At 53.6% G+C, this 19,610-nt stretch carries 16 protein-coding genes; 5 read left to right on the top strand and 11 right to left on the bottom strand.

What is annotated here, in order from left to right; translation table 11 throughout:
- Positions 1–7: 7 nt before the first annotated feature.
- On the bottom strand, positions 8–1,663 hold the full coding sequence (gene sgrR / locus PGR09_RS20855; RefSeq protein ID WP_289576187.1) for an HTH-type transcriptional regulator SgrR: 1,656 nt from the start codon (positions 1,661–1,663) through the stop codon (positions 8–10).
- Between the two features lie 87 nt (positions 1,664–1,750).
- On the opposite strand from sgrR, the gene sgrT reads away from it, so the two are divergent.
- Together sgrT and PGR09_RS20845 are read left to right on the top strand one after the other, a co-directional pair.
- Positions 1,751–1,903: a glucose uptake inhibitor SgrT gene (gene sgrT / locus PGR09_RS20850; RefSeq protein ID WP_015704385.1), complete on the top strand. Its 153-nt coding sequence runs from the start codon at positions 1,751–1,753 to the stop codon at positions 1,901–1,903.
- A gap of 163 nt (positions 1,904–2,066) precedes the next feature.
- Positions 2,067–3,251 carry a sugar efflux transporter gene (locus PGR09_RS20845; RefSeq protein ID WP_047042711.1) on the top strand — a complete coding sequence of 395 codons (1,185 nt, stop codon included), beginning with the start codon at positions 2,067–2,069 and terminating at the stop codon, positions 3,249–3,251.
- Between the two features lie 45 nt (positions 3,252–3,296).
- Here PGR09_RS20845 and PGR09_RS20840 read toward each other — a convergent pair whose 3' ends face one another.
- Entirely contained in the window at positions 3,297–4,607 is a 1,311-nt protein-coding gene (locus tag PGR09_RS20840; protein ID WP_047042710.1) for an MFS transporter, read from the bottom strand.
- A gap of 230 nt (positions 4,608–4,837) precedes the next feature.
- On the opposite strand from PGR09_RS20840, the gene PGR09_RS20835 reads away from it, so the two are divergent.
- Positions 4,838–5,734, top strand: a complete 897-nt coding sequence (locus tag PGR09_RS20835; RefSeq protein WP_045389984.1) for a LysR family transcriptional regulator — start codon at positions 4,838–4,840, stop codon at positions 5,732–5,734.
- 37 nt (positions 5,735–5,771) lie between these two features.
- Here PGR09_RS20835 and aroD read toward each other — a convergent pair whose 3' ends face one another.
- The 9 genes from aroD to leuL form a co-directional block, all read right to left on the bottom strand.
- Positions 5,772–6,527: a type I 3-dehydroquinate dehydratase gene (gene aroD / locus PGR09_RS20830; RefSeq protein ID WP_047042706.1), complete on the bottom strand. Its 756-nt coding sequence runs from the start codon at positions 6,525–6,527 to the stop codon at positions 5,772–5,774.
- Between the two features lie 30 nt (positions 6,528–6,557).
- On the bottom strand, positions 6,558–7,772 hold the full coding sequence (locus PGR09_RS20825) for an MFS transporter (RefSeq protein WP_047042703.1): 1,215 nt from the start codon (positions 7,770–7,772) through the stop codon (positions 6,558–6,560).
- Positions 7,773–7,782: 10 nt separating this feature from the next.
- On the bottom strand, positions 7,783–8,646 hold the full coding sequence (locus PGR09_RS20820) for a shikimate dehydrogenase (protein WP_045376448.1): 864 nt from the start codon (positions 8,644–8,646) through the stop codon (positions 7,783–7,785).
- Between the two features lie 11 nt (positions 8,647–8,657).
- Positions 8,658–10,691, bottom strand: a complete 2,034-nt coding sequence (locus tag PGR09_RS20815) for an FAD-dependent oxidoreductase (protein WP_430916480.1) — start codon at positions 10,689–10,691, stop codon at positions 8,658–8,660.
- Between the two features lie 369 nt (positions 10,692–11,060).
- Positions 11,061–11,666: a 3-isopropylmalate dehydratase small subunit gene (gene leuD, locus PGR09_RS20810; RefSeq protein WP_045389996.1), complete on the bottom strand. Its 606-nt coding sequence runs from the start codon at positions 11,664–11,666 to the stop codon at positions 11,061–11,063.
- A 10-nt stretch (positions 11,667–11,676) separates the two neighbouring features.
- Positions 11,677–13,077: a 3-isopropylmalate dehydratase large subunit gene (gene leuC, locus PGR09_RS20805; protein ID WP_047065212.1), complete on the bottom strand. Its 1,401-nt coding sequence runs from the start codon at positions 13,075–13,077 to the stop codon at positions 11,677–11,679.
- A 2-nt stretch (positions 13,078–13,079) separates the two neighbouring features.
- The gene (gene leuB, locus PGR09_RS20800) at positions 13,080–14,171 is read right to left on the bottom strand and encodes a 3-isopropylmalate dehydrogenase (protein WP_015368262.1); all 1,092 of its coding nucleotides are present in this window, start codon (positions 14,169–14,171) and stop codon (positions 13,080–13,082) included.
- Positions 14,171–15,742, bottom strand: coding sequence for a 2-isopropylmalate synthase (gene leuA / locus PGR09_RS20795; RefSeq protein ID WP_015368261.1), 1,572 nt, complete (start codon positions 15,740–15,742; stop codon positions 14,171–14,173). The genes leuB and leuA overlap by 1 nt, the downstream gene beginning before the upstream one ends.
- A gap of 93 nt (positions 15,743–15,835) precedes the next feature.
- Entirely contained in the window at positions 15,836–15,922 is an 87-nt protein-coding gene (leuL, locus tag PGR09_RS20790; protein WP_020079614.1) for a leu operon leader peptide, read from the bottom strand.
- Between the two features lie 603 nt (positions 15,923–16,525).
- Between leuL and leuO the strand changes: the two genes are divergently transcribed.
- Both leuO and ilvI read left to right on the top strand, forming a co-directional pair.
- On the top strand, positions 16,526–17,494 hold the full coding sequence (gene leuO, locus PGR09_RS20785; protein ID WP_015368259.1) for a transcriptional regulator LeuO: 969 nt from the start codon (positions 16,526–16,528) through the stop codon (positions 17,492–17,494).
- A gap of 390 nt (positions 17,495–17,884) precedes the next feature.
- A complete protein-coding gene (gene ilvI, locus PGR09_RS20780) occupies positions 17,885–19,609 on the top strand; it encodes an acetolactate synthase 3 large subunit (protein WP_032706640.1) in 1,725 nt (574 codons plus the stop codon).
- Position 19,610: the final 1 nt, after the last annotated feature.

Raw genomic sequence — 19,610 nt, 5'->3', positions numbered from 1 at the left:
AAAGCATTCAGGGCTCCGGCGGGGCGAACCAGGCCGATTTAAAGTCAAACCAGCCGAGGGTGTTCATGCGCACGCCGCGCATACTGCGCTGGCCCTGAATCATCAGCCAGTGGTGGATCAGCGGGACAATATGCTGCTTCTCCAGCAGTTGCTGGCTCCAGGTCGCCGGGTTGAACTCCCCTGCGCGCCAGCGGTTGGCGTCTGCCTCCCAGTCGATGGGAATGCAGTGATGCATCAGCGGCACTTCATATAAATAGGCGAACAGGGAAAAATCGATCGGCAACGTGAAATTGACGCTGTTGAGCCAGATATCGCTCACCGTTTCGCCGCGATGCCAGTCATCGTACTCCAGCTCCTGAATGTTCAGCTTTACCTGATGTTCCGCCAGCAGCGCCCGCATGATCCCGCCAATGACCCGATGTTCCACATGATCGCGGTAGTAGGTGAGGGTGACTGACTCGAGGCCGGCTGGTTTTTCACAGGCATGGCTGCGGGCGTGGTGCCAGCGCGGCAGCAGACCGTAGGCCGGAAACCAGTTGCCTTGATAGTGTTCACCGGCGTGATACAGCAGGTTGGCGGGCTGGAACAGATAACTTAACCAGCGGCGCACGTCATCATTACCGCCCAGCGGGCTGCGGCTATCAAAGAGCAGGTAATAGCACCCCTCTTCCAGGCGGCTCTCTACGGCTTTTTCGCTTTCGGTATTCCCCTGCAGGGTTAAACCGCCGTTGGGTTCTTCGCTAATTTCCGGTAGCACCCAGACGTTAACCTCATCGATTAGCGCCCGGTAGCCGAAGTATTCTTCGAAGGCATGGATTTTCAACTGATTTTGATTATTGCGCGCGACCGCGTAAGGTCCGGTACCGATGGGCATACTGGAAAAATTATCCATCGTGCGCCATTCCTGCGGCAGCACCATTGCCGGGACCTGCCCTAACAGCCAGGGCAGCCAGCGGTCCGGCTGGCTGAGGTGAATATCCAGCGTCCAGGCGGTCGGCGAGACGATGCGCTCAATATGGGAAAATAGCGGCAGTTCGCTGCTGCGCTGTAGCGAAGAGATAACGTCGGCCATCTCCAGCTCGCGGCCATGATGGAAATGAATGCCGGGACGCAGGAAAAAGCGCCAGTGATTAGGCAAAATTTGTTGCCAGTGGTGGGCAATATCGGCCTCCAGTTCCCCATTTTCCTCATTTACCCGCGTCAAAGCGCTAAAAATTTGCCGCGCGATATGGGTCTCCGAACGGCGCAACGCGCTGCCGGGCAGCAGATTTTTCATCGGCCGATAGTAGAGCACGCGCAGGATGTGGCGCCCCTGGCGGAAGCTGCGTCCCAGATGGGAGATCAACATTTGCCTGACCGCCGTTTTATCACCTACCAGTTGTACCAGCTGATCGATGCGATCCTGCTCCAGCAGATCTTCGGCGCGCTGCTGCTGTAGCGCCAGACCGGTATAAAGGAAGGTCAACCTGGAGCGCTTGCCACGCCCGGCTTCAGATTCCCACGCCAGCCAGCCGCGCGCTTCCATCAGATTGAGCAAGGTGCGCATATGGCGGCGCGAACAGCTGAGCATTTCCGCCAGTTCGTTGAGGGTGGTCTGCTGCGACCTGCCATCGCAGCATTGCCACAGGCGGATGAACTGTTGTTGCAGACGGCTGGAAGGCATAAAAGAGGAACTCCTGACGAAAACTCAGCAATTTATGAGTTCCTATATTAAGCCAATAATGAACCTCGATGAAGTAAGGAGATGAATATGACGAGGTCAACCACTAAGCAGTTCTATCAACGGTACTTTTCTGCGACGCAGGGCGCGTCCTGGCTGGCCCGCCAGTTAGCAGGAAGGCAGCAGAAAATGCTGGAGGAATTGATGCAGTGGGGAGTTACGTCGCCGACCTCCGATCGTTGACTTGCCGACATCATGTGTGACTGAGTATTGGTGTTATACTCGCCGTCTTTCAGGCTGCAAGCGCATTGGCTGCAACTCGAAATCCACAGAGTATAGAATCACCCGCCAGCAGATTGCTTCTGCTGGCTTTTTTCGTTTACTTCGCGTGTGTTAAGGATATTTCATGCTGTGGTTGATGACGATGGGGCGACGGTTAAACGGCGTCTACGCCGCCTTTATGCTGGTGGCTTTTATGATGGGCGTGGCCGGGGCGCTGCAGGCGCCGACGCTCAGTCTATTTCTTAGTCGTGAAGTCGGCGCGCAGCCGTTCTGGGTCGGCCTGTTTTATACGGTGAATGCGATTGCCGGTATCCTGGTGAGCCTGGCGCTGGCCAAACGATCCGATAGCCGCGGCGATCGTCGGCGGTTAATTATGTTCTGCTGCCTGATGGCGGTGGGTAACGCGCTGCTGTTCGCTTTCAACCGCCATTATCTGACGCTTATCACCTGTGGCGTGATGCTGGCGTCGGTCGCCAATGCGGCAATGCCGCAACTGTTTGCTCTTGCCCGCGAATACGCCGATAGCTCTGCTCGCGAAGTGGTGATGTTCAGCTCGGTGATGCGCGCCCAGCTGTCGCTGGCGTGGGTCATTGGCCCGCCGCTGGCTTTTATGCTGGCGTTAAATTATGGCTTTACGACCATGTTTTCCATCGCCGCCGGGATTTTTGTCATCAGCCTGGCGCTGATTGCCTTTAAGCTGCCTTCGGTGGCGCGAGTGACGCAACTGCGGGAAGGCAGCAGCCTGCCGGAACTGGAAGGCGGCTGGCGCGATAAAAACGTCCGCATGCTATTTATCGCCTCAACGCTGATGTGGACCTGCAACACCATGTATATCATCGATATGCCGTTGTGGATCAGTAGCGATCTTGGCCTGCCGGATAGCCTGGCGGGGATACTGATGGGCACGGCCGCCGGTCTTGAAATTCCGGCGATGATCCTGGCCGGCTACTACGTTAAGCGTTGGGGTAAACGCAAAATGATGGTGGCGGCAGTCGCCGCCGGCGTGTTGTTCTATGTGGGGCTGATTATGTTCCATGGCCGCACGGCGCTGCTGGCGCTGCAGCTATTCAACGCCATCTTTATTGGTATCATCGCGGGGATCGGCATGTTGTGGTTCCAGGACCTGATGCCGGGGCGCGCCGGGGCGGCGACCACGCTGTTTACCAACAGTATCTCCACCGGGGTTATTCTGGCCGGGGTGATTCAGGGGGCGCTGTCGCAAAGCTATGGTCACGCCAGCGTCTACTGGACAATCGCGGCGATTTCGCTGCTGACGCTGTTTTTGACCAGCCGGGTGAAAGATATTTAAGTCAATCTCCCGCGCCGGCCATGCTGGCCCGGCGCGGAGAGAGCGTTACTTCAGTACGATTCGCTTGATGTCGCCGATGATAAAGATGTAGGCAATTACCCCGATCAGGGCGGTCACTCCAACGTAAATGAGGGCGTAAAAGAAGTTACCGGTGGCTGATATAATCACGCCAATGATGAGTGGCGCGATAATTGATGCCAGGTTGGCGCAGAAATTAAATATACCGCCGGTCAACCCAGCCATATTATCTGGGGCAATATCAGATATTAACGTCCAGCCCAGACCAACCATTCCCTGACCAAAGAAAGCGATCGACATAATAATAATTACCGTCGAATTCGCGCTCACCCAATTGGCGGCGATAATGCAACTGGAAAGCAATAATCCAGAAATTATTGGAAGTTTTCGGCTTATATTGGCTGAGCCCGTACGCTTAAGTAGCCTATCGGAAAGCCAGCCGCCGAAGATGATGCCAACCGCGGCGGCCAGGAATGGCCAGGTGGCGAAAAAGCCCACGTGAAGCCACGGCAAGTGGCGTTCGTTGGCCAGATAAGTAGGGAACCAGGTAAGGAAAAAGACCAGCGTAGTGTTACCAGCAAACTGCCCCAGACTGGCGCCGATAATTTGCCGACAGCAGAGTAATCGTTTGGCATCACGCCAGTTAAATGGAATGTTTTCACTCTTATTGGCAACCTGGTCGGCGCCAATATAATCCAGTTCTGCTTTATTTGCCGTTTTCGATTCATGCGGCTCATGATAAAAACGCCACCATACGAAAGTGAATAAAATTCCTAGCCCGCCGGTTAGAAAAAATAAGGTGCGCCAGCCATGATGTTCCAGGATTAAAAATAACAATGGCGAGAAGGCGGCTAACCCAATATATTCGCCTACTGTATAGGTAGCGGTGGCTCTGGCCCGTTCATGCTGGGGGAACCATTTGCTGACGATGCGGCTATTGGCCGGAAAGCAGGGTGCCTCGCTGACGCCTAGCCCCAGACGCAGAAGGAGCAATGATTTCAGCCCCAGCGAGAAGCTTTGCAGCAGGGTAAACAGCGACCAAAAGAAGATGGACAGGGCGTAGGTCAATTTATTACCGAAACGGTCTAAAAACATGCCGCCAGGAATTTGCGCCAGCGCATAAGTCCAGGCAAAAGCGGAAAAAACAATGCCCATCATCGCCGGGTCGATATGGATTTCAGTGGTTAATTTTGGAGCAACGATTCCAAGAATGGTACGATCGAGATAATTAATCATCGTACCCAGCGATAAGAGCGATAAAATAAAAATACGCGTTCTGCTTCTTTTTAGCGCGCCGGGCGATGACGCCAGGCTACCCTGAGAGTCAGGTATACACATATAGATTTCCTTTAAAGTTTAAAATATTTTTGCATGTATTAATGCATGCAGAAATACTCTAATGATTCATAGACTGTGTCTATGAATGGCAACGCCTTGTTACGCACAAAAGAAAATATCAAATAATATTTGATGGGAATCTGATATTGGCTCGTTGTAGCGTATTATCCACCTGCCGCATGGTATATTAGGCGCAGTGGTTTTATTCTTATATTATACGGACAAAAATAATGAACCTGAAGCAACTTTATTATTTTAAGCGATTGAGCGAGACGGAACATTACACCGAGGCGGCATCCAGCCTGTTCATCACTCAACCCTCGTTAAGCCACGCCATATCTGAGCTGGAGAAGGAGTTGGGTGTGGCGCTGTTCGCCAGAAAAGGCCGCAACGTCAAAATTACGCAAAGCGGTAAACGTTTTTTACCCTATGTGGAAGATGCGCTCGCTTCTTTAGAGAATGGGCGCCTGACGCTGCAAAACAATGATAGTGAAAAGAAAGAGAATATTCGTATCGCCTTTATTTATACGATGGGTGAATTTGTTGTTCCGCAGTTAATTAATAAATACACTAATTCACCATCCAGTCACAAGGTGACTTTTTCCTTCACGCAAGGCACTTCACTTTCGTTATTACAAGCATTAAAGGCAGGAAAAACCGATCTGGCGATTTGCTCATATATTGCCGATGAACCAGACATCGATTTTATTCCCATCATTCAGCAGGAGCTGGTGGTGGTGACGGCGAAAGATCACCCGCTTGCCCGATTGTATGAAAATGAGGTCGATTTGGTTGAGACGATTCACTATCCCTATATCTACTTCTCAGAAAACAGCGGTCTGCGGCCTTTTATTGATAATGTCTTCATGCAGCAAAAACTGGTGCCGGATATCGCCTGCTACGTCGATGAAGATACCGCGATGGCGGGGTTAGTTAGCATCGATTATGGCATTGCGATTATGCCGAGGATCTCCGCGCTGGCAAATTATAACGTGCACATTCTGAAAATAAAAAATGAGATTCCCCCTCGTTATATCTACCTGGCAACGATGAAGGAAAGGGTACTTTCCTCAGCGATTCAATCATTTAAAAACGTCATTATTAATGATAGCCAGAGAATCAACTGAGTAAGCGCCCGGAGACTGGCTCCGGGCGGCATGGTTATCAGGACAGTATGTCCATCAGCTCACGCAGCTTTGCAATGGCAATCTGGCCCGGCGCGGAGGCCTGGCCGACGGTGCCAAAGGTCATCGCTGAACCGAACAAGCGACCGGTTACCCGGCTCACGCCGCCGGATTTGCCCATCGACATGGTGATCAGCGGGCGCGTCGCATATTTCTCTTTCATGGTCAGCGTGGCGGAAAGCAGAGTGAGTACGTCCTGAGGCGACTGCGGCATCACCGCGATCTTCGGCAGATCGGCACCCAGATCCTGCATTCGACGCAGGCGATAGATAATATCTTCCTGTGCCGGCGTTTTATGGAAATCATGGTTGCTCATGATCACTTTTACGCCGGCCTGATGGGCGTCGTTCACCAGCGCGCGAATTTGCGCTTCATCGTTAAACAGCTCGATGTCGATAACATCGGCGAATCCGCTTAGCGCCGCCTGGCGGTTAAGTTCAAAGTACGCTTCGTCACTGATTTCCGTTTCGCCGCCTTCTTTCTTACTGCGGAAGGTGAACAGCAGCGGCAGAGCTTTCAGCGTATGGCGGATTTCCGCCAGCGCGGCCAGCACCTGGGGGATTTCCCGGACGTGGGTAAAATGGTCAACGCGCCATTCGATAATATCAGCGCCGGCGTCAACCAGGCCCTGAGCATTAGTCAGCAGCTCATCCAGCGTTTTTCCGATCAGCGGTACGCAAACTAAGGTTTCGCCTTCCTTGAAGGTGATGTTCTTTACGGTTACTGCAGTTGTCATGTAGGTATCCATTATTGTTGTCGTTGAACCTCAGGCGGTGACGGTGGTGCGGGACATTCTTTGCGCCGCGCGCGCCTGAAGTTGACGATAGCCGATGTACAGGGCGATCACAAAGCCAATGACGGCGATCAGGAAATCAAACCACATAATGCTGGCAATGCTAATCTGCGAAAGCCTGGCGGTGATAAGCGGGATCGTGAAGCTCGCGATGCTGCCAGCGGTGTAGAAGATCCCCGTCGCCTTGCCCTTGCCATTCGGAAAGCTCATCGCCATGATGGTCGCTCCCAACTGCAGTACCCCGCCGGCAGCGGCAAAGCCGATGACGAAGGCGAAGCCGGTCACCATCACCGGTGTCGGGAACAGGCACACTAACAGCAGCGAGACCATCGACAGACAGGTATAGATGATCATGGCCACCGCTGAGCTGAACACCTCTTTGACAAAGGCGGCGGTCACGAAGACGCAGACCAGCGAACCGACGGTGTAGATGCTCAGCAGCTTGATCGCCGAGGCATAAGGCATGCCGACCACGAACTGACCATATTGCGCCAGCCATTGACTGACCAGGTAAAAGGTTGCCATGCCGATATAGCCGTACAGGGTAAAGACAACCATATCCAGTTTGTTGGCTTGCGGCTTAGCGGAAGCTTCTGTCTGCGCCGTTGGAGTCTCTTCCTTTTTGGCCGCCTGGCTGTCGGGGAACGGCATCTTGAGCAGATAAATTGCACTCAGTACAAACAGTGCCGCCGCGATCACAAACGACCAGCCGAACCACAGATTCGCCCATATCAGCAGGCTGATAATGAATGGCAGCAGGAACTGCCCTGCGGAAACGAAGGCTTTGATGAGTACGTTAGCGCGGCTGGCGGAGTGCGGGAACGACTCCATCAGCGCCGGATAGGTTCCGGAGTCGAGGAAGCTGTTCGCCAGACCGGCCATGATGCCAAACACGTAGGCCAGATAGATATTTTTGGTCAGCAGAATGCCGACGAAAAAGATCAGGTAGCTGAGGATCCCAAGATAGATAAAGGGCTTACGACCAAAGCGATCCGACAAAAAGCCGGTCACGATCGTCGCCAGCTTACCGATACCTAATGAGGAGATAACGATCGATACGCCAGCGGCGTCTGTTCCCCACTGTTCCTGAAGATGGGCCATGTTGAGGGTGATTAAAAGCACCCCCATGCCGTGGATCAGGTAGTTGAGATACAGCCCTGCCGCAGTAGGGATGTATTTGTTTTTCATCTCTTGCCTCTTAGAACAGAATGCTCTTGACGTAGTCAACCGGCATCTCTTTGCCCGTCCAAATTTCGAACGCGCGCGCGCCTTGCCACAGCATCATTCCCAGGCCGTTGAGGGTCCGGCAGCCTTTTTTCTCCGCCACTTCCAGCAGATGGGTTTTACGCGGGTTATAGACGACGTCGGAGACAATCAGGTCCGGGCGCAGGAAGCTGTCGTTTGGCAGCAGCATCTGGCCTTCGAATGGTTTCATACCGACGCCGGTGGCGTTGGTGAGGATCACGCTGCTGTCGATTTCGGCGCGCAGCTTGTCATGATCGTCGAGATCGAAGAGATGGATCTCGCAGTCGGTGTTGTCGCGGATCTTGGCGACGGTCTGCTCGGCATTGGCGAAGAACTTGTCTTTACGGTTGAAGATCGAGATGGCCTTCACGCCGTCGAGCGCGGCCTGTACGCTGATGGCGGTAGCCGCGCCGCCTGCGCCGAGGATGGTCATCTTCTTGCCAATGATATCGATACCGGCTTCTGACAGCGCGCGCATATAGCCGGTGCCGTCGGTAATGTGGCCGGTTAACACGCCATTATCGTTGACGACGGTATTGACCGCGCCGACCAGCTGCGCCGCCGGCGAAAGCTTGTCGAGATACTGGCAAATTTCGGTTTTATTCGGCATCGAGACGTTGTAACCACGCAGTTTTAGCGCGCGGAAACCCTGCACGACATCTTTTAGCTCCTGGTTATCGACCTCGAACGCCAGGTAGGCGTAATCGAGGCCAAGATGGGCAAAGGCTTCGTTGTGCATGGTCGGCGACATGCTGTGACGAATCGGGGTAGCGATTAGGCCAATCAGTTCGGTATGACCGGTAAGACGTTCTGCCATGATAAATATCCTCAATATGTTAAAAATGGAATCTGTTGCGCTTCGCGATTGCCGAGTACGCCCATGTCTTCGAGTATCTCCAGCACGTTGCGGCCTTCGCGCACGCCGTCGATAATTCTCCGGGCCGACAGGCTGTCGCCGATATTCATGATTTTTACGTTGTTGGCGGCGGCCCACTGGGCGATATCGTCGAGACCTGCGCGGTTGGCGCGCATTCCCAGGCATACAAAGCCATAGTCGAAGGGAATGTCGAACGTGCCGTTGACGGTATTAACGGTGAAATGGTCTGGAGCGACGGCGGTTAATCGGGTCTGCATGTGTTGCTCCACCTGGTGTTCTTCCAGCATGGTCAACATCGCGTTTTTGGTAATAATGTCGAGGTCCTGTCCCGGCGCGTCCTGCATTTCAATCAGCACCGTCTCGGCGCCGCGCGCTGAGAAGTATTCAATGACGTCCAGGCCGACGGCGCCGCCGCCAACCACGACGATGCGTTTACCTGCGGCATCGGCAAAGGAGTCAAGGTGTTCAATCATGCCGGTTATTGAAAACAGGCGGCCACCTTCGGCGTCAATGTTCTCGCGCAGGCCTTCGATAGGCGGCAGCAGAGGAACCGAGCCGGTGGCGTTGACGATGAGCTGTGGATGCAGCGCGGCGACTGAAGCGACATCGGCGCGTTTACCGACCTGCAGCATCAGATTACTGAGCCCGGAAAGGCGGTTTTTCATAAACTGCGGGAAATCGGCGATGCGCTTTTTCTCCGGCAGCAGCGCAATGGTGCTGGCCAGTCCGCCGACGTGGCTTTTCTCTTCCAGCAGCCAGGTGTTACAGCCGACTTCCGCGGCGGTGCAGGCGGCTTCCATTCCTGCAGTGCCGGCGCCGATTACCACAACGTTGGTTTCGCGCGAAACACGCTGCTGCTTGTAAGCGTCGCCGTGGATGATGTCCGGGTTGATCGAGCAGCGCAGCGGACGAGAACGGGCGATGCGGTGATCCGCGCAGCCGATATTGCAGGAGATGCATTTACGCATCAGACGCTCATTGCCGCTTTGTACTTTCTGTACCCATTCAGGCTCGGCAATCAAACCACGACCAATGGCGATCAGATCGGCATCGCCGCTGGCGAGGATATCTTCGGCGATTTTTGGCGAACGAATGTTGCCGGCGATGACCGTCGGCTTATGGAATTTATCGCGTACCGCGCGAGAGAGGTAGCGCTTCCAGCCATCTTCCAGCGACATCTGGTCGATTTGTAAATTCAGGTTATCGTTCTGCGCGGCAGAGACGTTAATAATGTCGACCTTATCCTGGCACAGCTCGAGGATGCGCAGCGAATCTTCCAGCGTGTTGCCGCCCTTTAAGAAATCGTCGGCGCTGATGCGCAGGCTTATCGGGAAACGTGGTCCGACGCAGGCGCGAACCTTATCGATAATCAGGCTTAATATGCGGGTGCGGTTTTCGATACTGCCGCCGAATTCGTCGGTACGTTTATTAAATAGCGGCGACAAAAACTGGCTAATTAAATAGGAATGGCCGCCATGAATTTCTACGCAGTCAAAACCGGCGCGGCGTACGCGCTCAGCGGCGTCGCCAAATTTGTCTACCGCGTGATAAATTTCCTCGTGAGTCATTGGCCGCGGAATATTACCGTGCTTTTTCGACGGCGTGCTGGATGCCGAAAGCGGCGTCTGCCCATTCAGGCGATAAGCATAAGCCGAAGCGCCCGCGTGATTCAGCTGAATCGCTACGCAGGTGCCGTGTTTATGGAGGGTTTCGGTTAATTTAAACAGGCGCGGAATATATTGATCGTTATCGATACGTAACTGCGTCGTGCCATTGGAGGCGAAGGGAAAATCAATGCAGATATTTTCCACGGTAATGAGCCCGGTGCCGCCTTTCGCCCGCAGTTCGTAGTATTCAAGCTGCTCCTGCGAGACTTCGCCATTCAGAGTGGCCATATTGGTACCCATCGGCGGCATGATAATGCGATTTTTTATGGTCATCCCGTTGATGGTTAGCGGGCTGAATAGATGAGGATAGTGGCTCATTTAGGCTCTCCACAAGAACGGCAGGCGGCCCACGATGTGAGGCAGGCGACGTGACGTATCTAAAGTTAATATTTCTCTGTCAGGAAAGATAACGAGCCGGGGAGGGGAAAAATAATGCTTTTTTTTGTGCTGAGCTATAGGGGTTTTCTATGGAGTTAACCGTTAATTCACATATTGGGCGGTTTGTTTTAAATACTTCTGCTGATTATTTACTTGTCATTGTGGATATATACAAAAACAGCCCGCTTACGCCGGTATAAATGCACGATAAAGGACGGGAAGAATAAATTTATCTATAAATTATACGTAGTTATGTGCGCCAGAGAGGAACACAAAGAGAAAGCCCGGCTTGCTCGCCGGGCTTAAAGGTTAGTTCATAAAGGCGGGCTGTTGACGCTCGTAGGCGGAAATCGCTTCTTCATGCTGCAGCGTCAGGCCGATGCTATCCAGACCGTTGAGCATGCAGTGGCGGCGGAAGTCGTCGATTTTAAAGCTGTAGGTTTTATCCCCGGCTTTAACCACCTGCGCTTCAAGATCTACTTCAAAGCTAATGCCCGGGCTCGCCTGTACCAGCTTGAACAGCTCGTCCACCTGCTCATCGCTGAGCGTCACCGGCAGCAGTTGGTTATTAAAGCTGTTGCCGTAAAAGATATCGGCAAAGCTTGGCGCAATCACCACTTTGAAACCGTAATCGGTCAACGCCCACGGCGCGTGCTCGCGCGAGGAGCCGCAGCCGAAGTTTTCACGCGCCAGCAGGATAGACGCCCCTTTATATTGCGGGAAGTTCAGCACGAACTCCGGGTTCGGTTGCTGCCCCTGGTCGTCGAGGAAACGCCAGTCGTTAAACAGGTGCGCGCCAAAGCCGGTACGCGTCACTTTCTGCAGGAACTGCTTAGGAATGATCGCATCGGTATCGACGTTTGCGGCATCCAGCGGAACCACCAGGCCAGTATGTTGGGTAAATTTCTCTGCCATGATGGTCTCCTTATTTCAAGTTACGGATATCGGCGAAATGGCCGGTCACCGCTGCCGCCGCGGCCATCGCCGGGCTGACTAAATGGGTGCGTCCACCGCGGCCTTGACGGCCTTCAAAGTTACGGTTGCTGGTAGAGGCGCAACGTTCGCCGGGATTCAGGCGGTCGTTGTTCATCGCCAGGCACATGGAGCAGCCCGGTAAGCGCCATTCAAAACCGGCGTCGATGAAAATCTTATCCAGACCTTCGGCTTCCGCCTGCGCTTTCACCGGGCCGGAACCGGGAACCACCAGCGCCTGTACGCCCGGCGCCACTTTACGCCCTTTGGCGATTTCCGCCGCCGCGCGTAAATCTTCGATTCGCGAGTTAGTGCAGGAACCGATAAAGACTTTATCGATCGCGACCTCGGTCAACGGCACGCCGGATTTCAGCCCCATATAGGCCAGCGCTTTCTCGGCGCTGGCGCGTTCGACCGGATCGCTGAACGATGCCGGATCCGGGATAATATCGGTGACCGAGATGACCTGGCCTGGATTGGTGCCCCAGGTAACCTGCGGCGCAATCTCTTCCGCCTGCAGCGTGACTACGGTATCGAAGGTGGCGTCATCGTCGGTTTTCAGCGTTTTCCAGTATTCCACCGCGTCGGCGAAATCCTGGCCCTTCGGCGCGTGCAGGCGACCCTGCACGTAATTGAAGGTCGTCTCGTCCGGCGCGACCAGACCCGCTTTGGCGCCCATTTCGATTGCCATATTGCACAGGGTCATACGGCCTTCCATGCTCAGGTCGCGAATGGCTTCGCCGCAGAATTCGACCACGTGACCGGTACCGCCGGCGCTACCGGTTTTGCCGATGATCGCCAGTACAATGTCTTTGGCGGTAATGCCCGGCGCCGCTTTGCCGCGAACCTCGATTTTCATGGTCTTCGCGCGACCCTGTTTCAGGGTCTGGGTCGCCAATACGTGTTCCACTTCGGATGTGCCGATACCGAACGCCAGCGCGCCGAACGCGCCGTGTGTGGCGGTATGGGAGTCACCGCAAACAATGGTCATCCCCGGCAGGGTGACGCCCTGTTCCGGGCCCATGACGTGTACGATGCCCTGGAACGGGTGATTTAAGTCATACAGCTCAACGCCAAACTCTTTGCAGTTCTTAATCAGCTCCTGCATCTGAATACGGGCCATTTCGCCGGAGGCGTTGATATCTTTGGTCTGCGTTGAGACGTTGTGATCCATGGTGGCGAACGTTTTGCCCGGCTGGCGCACCGGACGACCGTGCGCGCGCAGGCCGTCAAACGCCTGCGGAGAGGTGACTTCGTGCACCAGATGGCGGTCAATATACAGCAGCGGGGTTTCGTTCTGCGCTTCGTATACCACATGCGCATCAAACAATTTTTCGTATAACGTCTTCGCCATGATTACACCCCTTCTGCGACATAGCGGGCAATGATATCGCCCATTTCATCTGTACTGACCGCCGCCGTACCGCGCGCTAAGTCGCCGGTACGAATGCCTTCTTCTAACGCGCGGTTGATAGCGCGTTCAATGGCGCTCGCCGCGTCGCCGGCATCCAGGCTATAGCGCAGCAGCAGCGCCAGCGACAGGATTTGCGCAATCGGGTTGGCGATATTTTTGCCTGCGATGTCCGGCGCCGAGCCGCCCGCTGGTTCATACAGGCCAAAACCTTGCTCGTTGAGGCTGGCGGACGGCAACATGCCCATAGAGCCGGTGATCATCGCGCATTCGTCGGACAGGATGTCGCCAAACAGGTTCGAGCACAGCAGGACGTCGAACTGCGACGGATCTTTGATAAGCTGCATGGTGGCATTATCGATATACATATGCGCCAGCTCGACATCCGGATACTCTTTGCCAATCTCGTTGACGATTTCGCGCCACAAGATAGAAGACTGCAGGACGTTGGCTTTATCAATTGACGTCACTTTATGACGACGCTTGCGCGCTGATTCAAAGGCAATACGCGCGATACGCTCGATTTCAAAGCGGTGGTATACCTCAGTATCGAAAGCTTTTTCATGCTGGCCGCTGCCTTCGCGGCCCTTCGGTTGACCGAAGTAGATGCCGCCGGTCAGTTCGCGCACGCACAGAATGTCGAAGCCGTTGGCGGCGATATCGGCGCGCAGCGGGCAGAACGCTTCCAGCCCCTGATACAGTTTAGCCGGGCGCAGGTTGCTGAATAATTTGAAGTGCTTACGCAGCGGCAGCAGCGCGCCGCGTTCCGGCTGTTCGGCCGGCGGCAGATGTTCCCACTTCGGACCGCCGACGGAACCGAACAGAATCGCGTCTGCCTGCTCGCAGCCATCAACGGTGGCTTGCGGCAGCGGCATGCCCTGACGGTCGATGGCGATGCCGCCAACGTCGTACTGGCTGGTGGTGATACGCATTGAAAAACGGTTACGAACGGCTTCCAGTACTTTCATCGCCTGGTTCATCACTTCCGGGCCAATTCCATCACCCGGCAAAACGGCAATATGATAATTCTTCGACATTACACGGTTTCCTTGTTGTTCTCTTTATTCTGAGCTTGGCGTTGCAATTCTTTTTCGACTTCGGCGGCGCGCCAGATGTTGTTCAGCACGTGTACCATCGCTTTTGCTGACGATTCGACGATATCGGTCGCCAGGCCGACGCCGTGGAAGCGGCGACCGTTGTATTCCACGACGATATCAACCTGACCCAGCGCATCTTTGCCGTGACCTTTGGCGCTTAAGCCATACTTCACTAAGTCGATGTTGTAGTCCGTCACGCGGTTAATAGCCTGGTAGATAGCGTCAACCGGGCCGTTGCCGTTGGCGGCTTCGGTTTTGATGTCATCACCGCAGGCCAGCTTGATAGAGGCGGTAGCGATATCGCTCGAGCCAGACTGGACGCTGAAGTAGTCGAGACGGAAATGCTCTGGCTCTTCCTGCTGCTTATTGATGAACGCCAGCGCTTCCAGGTCGTAGTCGAAGACCTGGCCTTTTTTATCCGCCAGCTTCAGGAACGCGTCATACAGATGATCCAGGTTGTAGTCGCTCTCTTTATAGCCCATCTCTTCCATACGGTGTTTCACCGCCGCGCGACCGGAGCGTGAAGTCAGGTTCAGCTGTACTTGGTTCAGGCCGATGGATTCCGGGGTCATGATTTCGTAGTTTTCGCGGTTCTTCAGCACGCCATCCTGATGAATACCGGAAGAGTGGGCGAAGGCGCCGGTGCCGACGATGGCTTTGTTAGCCGGGATAGGCATATTGCAGATTTGGCTGACGGTCTGGCTGGTACGCCAGATTTCGTGGTGATTGATGTTGGTGTGCACGTTCATAATGTCTTTGCGCACTTTGATCGCCATGATCACCTCTTCCAGCGCGCAGTTACCGGCGCGTTCGCCGATACCGTTCATCGCGCCTTCTACCTGACGCGCGCCAGCGTGGACGGCGGCGAGGGCGTTACCGACGGCGATGCCTAAATCATCATGGGTGTGGACTGAAATAATCGCTTTATCAATGTTTGGTACGCGTTCATACAGACCGCTGATGATGTTGGCGTATTCGAACGGCATGGTGTAGCCGACGGTATCCGGGATATTAATAGTCGTGGCGCCGGCGCGGATAGCCGCTTCGACGACGCGAGCCAGATCGTCGATCGGCGTACGACCTGCGTCTTCACAGGAAAATTCGACGTCATCGGTATAGTTACGTGCGCGTTTCACCATGTAAATAGCGCGCTCAATGACTTCATCCAGCGTACTGCGCAACTTGGTGGCGATATGCATCGGAGACGTTGCGATGAAGGTGTGGATGCGGAACGCTTCGGCCACTTTTAAGGATTCCGCCGCCACGTCGATATCTTTCTCAACGCAGCGAGCCAGCGCGCACACGCGGCTATTTTTGATGGTGCGCGCGATGGTCTGCACCGATTCAAAATCGCCTGGGGAAGAAACCGGGAAACCGACTTCCATCACATCGACGCCCATACGTTCGAGGGCCATGGCTATCTGCAGCTTCTCTTTCACGCTCAGGCTGGCCTGTAACGCTTGTTCCCCATCACGTAAGGTCGTATCGAAAATAATGACTTGCTGGCTCATGGTTTAGATCCTTAATCTGTTGCCTGGCGCCTTGCTTCGAGCATAAAAAAACCCGCGCAATGGCGCGGGTTTAGTGTCTTGCTGGAAGATGACTTAACGCTGAACGTCGCCCAACAGCCTACCGCGCACAATGGATGCGTTTAGTAGTAGTAGGCTGGTGAAACGAGTGGTGCGAATCATGCGTCATACTCCAGTTGAAATCGATATGCTTTTAGAGTTACTGGATAGCGGTTTTGATGTCAACCCCAGGCAAGATAAAAACTGTTTTTCACCAGCCTGGTGAATTAGCTAATTGTGCTGGATTATCCCTTGTTTTACCGACGATCCTATTTGAGACATTCATCTGCCTCTGGAAAAATAAAACAATTAGAAAAATTTTTTATCATAAAGGGGATGAAAAATATGAGAGAGGGTTCCATTGTTATCTTAATGAAAGATAAGAGATTAATGGTATTCTCATCGCTGATTTTGAGGGGTTTAGACAAAAGGAAGGATAACAAAGTGTTAATTAATCGCAGGGATAAACTAGATAGTTAATTGATACTTAAATTGTAATTAACTAATAGTGGTGTTGTTTATTCCTGTGATCTATGGGTACACTTTATATCATCAAGTAAATGATATGTTTTAGGCGGGTTCCGGTGATGTCCTGTGAGGTTTTTCGTCGCTACTCATAACCTTGATATATTCCTAAAATTCCATTTTGCCCTTTTGCAGATTTAATATGCATGATAAATGATATTGTCTTAATTAATTACTGCACTTTGGTAAAAGGAATTTAGCGTGACGGTGGAGTTAGATATGTTAATTGAAAATACTGAATATAAATCAGCCCCGGGACAGGAAGTCGTTAAACCACAACTGCGGATGGTGGATCTCAACCTGCTGACCGTGTTTGATGCGGTGATGCAGGAACAAAATATTACCCGTGCGGCCCATACTCTCGGGATGTCCCAACCGGCGGTGAGTAACGCGGTCTCTCGCCTTAAGGTGATGTTTAATGATGAACTGTTTGTTCGCTATGGGCGCGGCATTCAGCCAACGGCGCGGGCCTATCAGCTGTTCGGCTCGGTACGCCAGGCATTGCAACTGGTGCAAAATGAGCTGCCGGGTTCCGGCTTTGAACCACTGAGCAGCGAGCGCGTATTTAACCTCTGCGTTTGTAGCCCATTGGATAATTACTTAACCTCGCTAATATTTAATAAAGTTGGTGAAATCGCGCCAAATATTCATCTGGTCTTTAAATCAGCGCTACATCAAAACACCGAACATCAGCTGCGTTATCAGGAAATTGAATTTGTTATCGGCTATGAAGAGTTCCGTCGTCCGGAGTTCGCCTGCATACCTTTATTCAAAGATGAAATGGTTTTGGTTGCCAGCCGTAAACATCCGCGTATTTCCGGGCCGTTAACGGAAGCGGATATTTATCAGGAAGAGCACGCGGTCGTCGCATTGGATCGTTATGCTTCATTTAGCCAGCCGTGGTATGACTCCGTGGATAAACAATCCTGCATTGCCTATCAGGGTAATGCCATGGTTAGCGTATTAAACGTGGTTTCGCAAACCCACATGGTGGCGATAGCGCCACGCTGGTTAGCCAATGAATTCGCGGATAAATTAGACCTGCAGATATTACCGCTGCCGCTGAAGGTAAATAGCCGCACCTGCTTCCTTTCATGGCACGAAGCGGCCGGTCGTGATAAAGGCCATCAATGGATGGAAGAGTTACTGGCGAATATCTGCCAGCGCTAATTGTCCTCATCCACAAAGGGGAGCGGAAGTTCCAGCTTATCTGAGTAAACATTAAAAAAGCAGAATATTATTCTGTTTATCACCGCGGGTTCTCGCAACCCGACGGTGAAAAATGGATGATTTTCTGCCGTAAGCCATTTTCCCCGAGTATTGGCTGTCTCATTTTTCTATTCCTGAAGCAATCCTCCATATATTTCTCCATATGCTTTCTTTTCTGCTTTTGAGACCCGCTCCAGACGCCGCCAGGCGAATTGCCTGCCTGTTGGCGAGCAGTTATGGTAATGCACAGCAAGTTGTTCACTTCAATGCGCTGCCGATGGCGGCGCATCATACGACGCGCGCGGAAAATGACTTCCGCCGTCGTGAAAACAAAAAGCCTGGAGGCAAACCATGGAGATGTTGTCAGGAGCCGAGATGGTCGTCCAATCGCTTGTCGATCAGGGCGTCAAGCAAGTATTCGGCTATCCCGGAGGCGCGGTCCTCGATATCTACGATGCATTACATACCCTCGGTGGCATAGACCATGTGCTGGTGCGCCATGAGCAGGCGGCGGTGCATATGGCTGACGGGCTGGCGCGCGCGACCGGCGAAGTCGGGGTGGTGTTGGTGACCTCCGGCCCGGGAGCGACTAACGCTATTACCGGTATCGCAACGGCTTACATGGATTCTATTCCGCTGGTCATTCTTTCCGGGCAGGTCGCCACCTCGCTGATTGGCTACGATGCCTTCCAGGAGTGCGATATGGTCGGTATCTCGCGCCCGGTGGTCAAACACAGCTTCCTGGTGAAACAGACTGAAGATATTCCCGGCATTTTAAAGAAAGCGTTCTGGCTGGCGGCCAGCGGCCGACCGGGGCCGGTGGTGGTCGATTTGCCGAAGGATATTCTCAATCCGGCGAAAAAGCTGCCTTACGTTTGGCCGGATGCGGTCAGCATGCGTTCTTACAACCCGACAACCAGCGGGCATAAAGGTCAGATCAAACGTGCGTTGCAAACGCTGGTGGCGGCGAAAAAACCGGTCGTATACGTCGGTGGCGGGGCGATCAATTCGCAGTGCGAAGCACAGCTGCGTACCTTGGTCGAAAAGTTGAAGTTACCGGTTGTCTCTTCATTAATGGGCTTAGGCGCTTTTCCGGCGACTCATCAGCAGGCGCTTGGCATGCTGGGGATGCACGGCACCTATGAAGCCAACATGACCATGCATCATTCCGACGTTATTTTTGCAGTCGGCGTACGCTTTGACGATCGCACCACCAACAATTTGGCTAAGTATTGCCCGAACGCCACGGTGCTGCATATTGATATCGATCCTACGTCGATCTCCAAGACCGTCCCTGCGGATGTGCCGATCGTTGGCGACGCGCGGCAGGTGCTCGACCAGATGTTTGATCTGCTTGAGCAGGAAGAGAGCCAGCAGCCGCTGGATGAGATCCGCGACTGGTGGCAGCAGATCGAACAGTGGCGTTCCCGTCATTGTCTGCAATACGACACGCAAAGCGGCAAGATTAAACCACAGGCGGTAATCGAGGCTATCTGGCGCCTGACCAACGGTGATGCTTACGTGACCTCCGACGTTGGCCAGCATCAAATGTTCGCCGCGCTCTATTATCCATTCGATAAACCAAGACGTTGGATTAATTCCGGCGGCCTCGGCACGATGGGCTTTGGCCTGCCTGCGGCGCTGGGCGTGAAGATGGCGCTACCGCAAGAAACCGTCATCTGCGTGACCGGGGACGGCAGCATCCAGATGAACATTCAGGAGCTTTCCACCGCCCTGCAGTATGAACTACCTGTGCTGGTGTTGAACCTGAATAACCGTTACCTCGGGATGGTGAAGCAGTGGCAGGATATGCTCTATTCCGGCCGCCATTCGCAGTCGTATATGGAATCGCTGCCGGACTTCGTGCGCGTCGCCGAGGCGTATGGCCACGTCGGTATTCGCATCAGCGAGCCGCAAGAGCTGGAAGCTAAACTGGCGGAAGCGCTGGAGCAGGTACGTAATAACCGTCTGGTGTTCGTTGATGTTACGGTTGATGGTAGCGAGCATGTTTACCCCATGCAGATCCGCGGCGGCGGCATGGACGAAATGTGGTTGAGCAAAACGGAGAGAACCTGAT

The organism is Klebsiella sp. 141251 (genome assembly GCF_050600725.1).
GTDB lineage: Bacteria > Pseudomonadota > Gammaproteobacteria > Enterobacterales > Enterobacteriaceae > Klebsiella > Klebsiella aerogenes.
The sequence above is the reverse complement of the archived record's forward strand: the minus strand, read 5'-3'. Positions and strand labels throughout refer to the sequence as shown.

Coding starts and splice junctions, on each gene's coding strand:
- PGR09_RS20840 (WP_047042710.1), bottom strand. CDS start 4,607: ATGTGTATACCTGACTCTCAGGGTAGCCTGGCGTCATCGCCCGGCGCG.
- leuD (WP_045389996.1), bottom strand. CDS start 11,666: ATGGCAGAGAAATTTACCCAACATACTGGCCTGGTGGTTCCGCTGGAT.
- PGR09_RS20825 (WP_047042703.1), bottom strand. CDS start 7,772: ATGAAAAACAAATACATCCCTACTGCGGCAGGGCTGTATCTCAACTAC.
- sgrR (WP_289576187.1), bottom strand. CDS start 1,663: ATGCCTTCCAGCCGTCTGCAACAACAGTTCATCCGCCTGTGGCAATGC.
- leuB (WP_015368262.1), bottom strand. CDS start 14,171: ATGTCGAAGAATTATCATATTGCCGTTTTGCCGGGTGATGGAATTGGC.
- leuA (WP_015368261.1), bottom strand. CDS start 15,742: ATGAGCCAGCAAGTCATTATTTTCGATACGACCTTACGTGATGGGGAA.
- ilvI (WP_032706640.1), top strand. CDS start 17,885: ATGGAGATGTTGTCAGGAGCCGAGATGGTCGTCCAATCGCTTGTCGAT.
- aroD (WP_047042706.1), bottom strand. CDS start 6,527: ATGACAACTGCAGTAACCGTAAAGAACATCACCTTCAAGGAAGGCGAA.
- PGR09_RS20835 (WP_045389984.1), top strand. CDS start 4,838: ATGAACCTGAAGCAACTTTATTATTTTAAGCGATTGAGCGAGACGGAA.
- PGR09_RS20820 (WP_045376448.1), bottom strand. CDS start 8,646: ATGGCAGAACGTCTTACCGGTCATACCGAACTGATTGGCCTAATCGCT.
- leuL (WP_020079614.1), bottom strand. CDS start 15,922: ATGATTCGCACCACTCGTTTCACCAGCCTACTACTACTAAACGCATCC.
- PGR09_RS20815 (WP_430916480.1), bottom strand. CDS start 10,691: ATGAGCCACTATCCTCATCTATTCAGCCCGCTAACCATCAACGGGATG.
- leuC (WP_047065212.1), bottom strand. CDS start 13,077: ATGGCGAAGACGTTATACGAAAAATTGTTTGATGCGCATGTGGTATAC.
- PGR09_RS20845 (WP_047042711.1), top strand. CDS start 2,067: ATGCTGTGGTTGATGACGATGGGGCGACGGTTAAACGGCGTCTACGCC.
- sgrT (WP_015704385.1), top strand. CDS start 1,751: ATGACGAGGTCAACCACTAAGCAGTTCTATCAACGGTACTTTTCTGCG.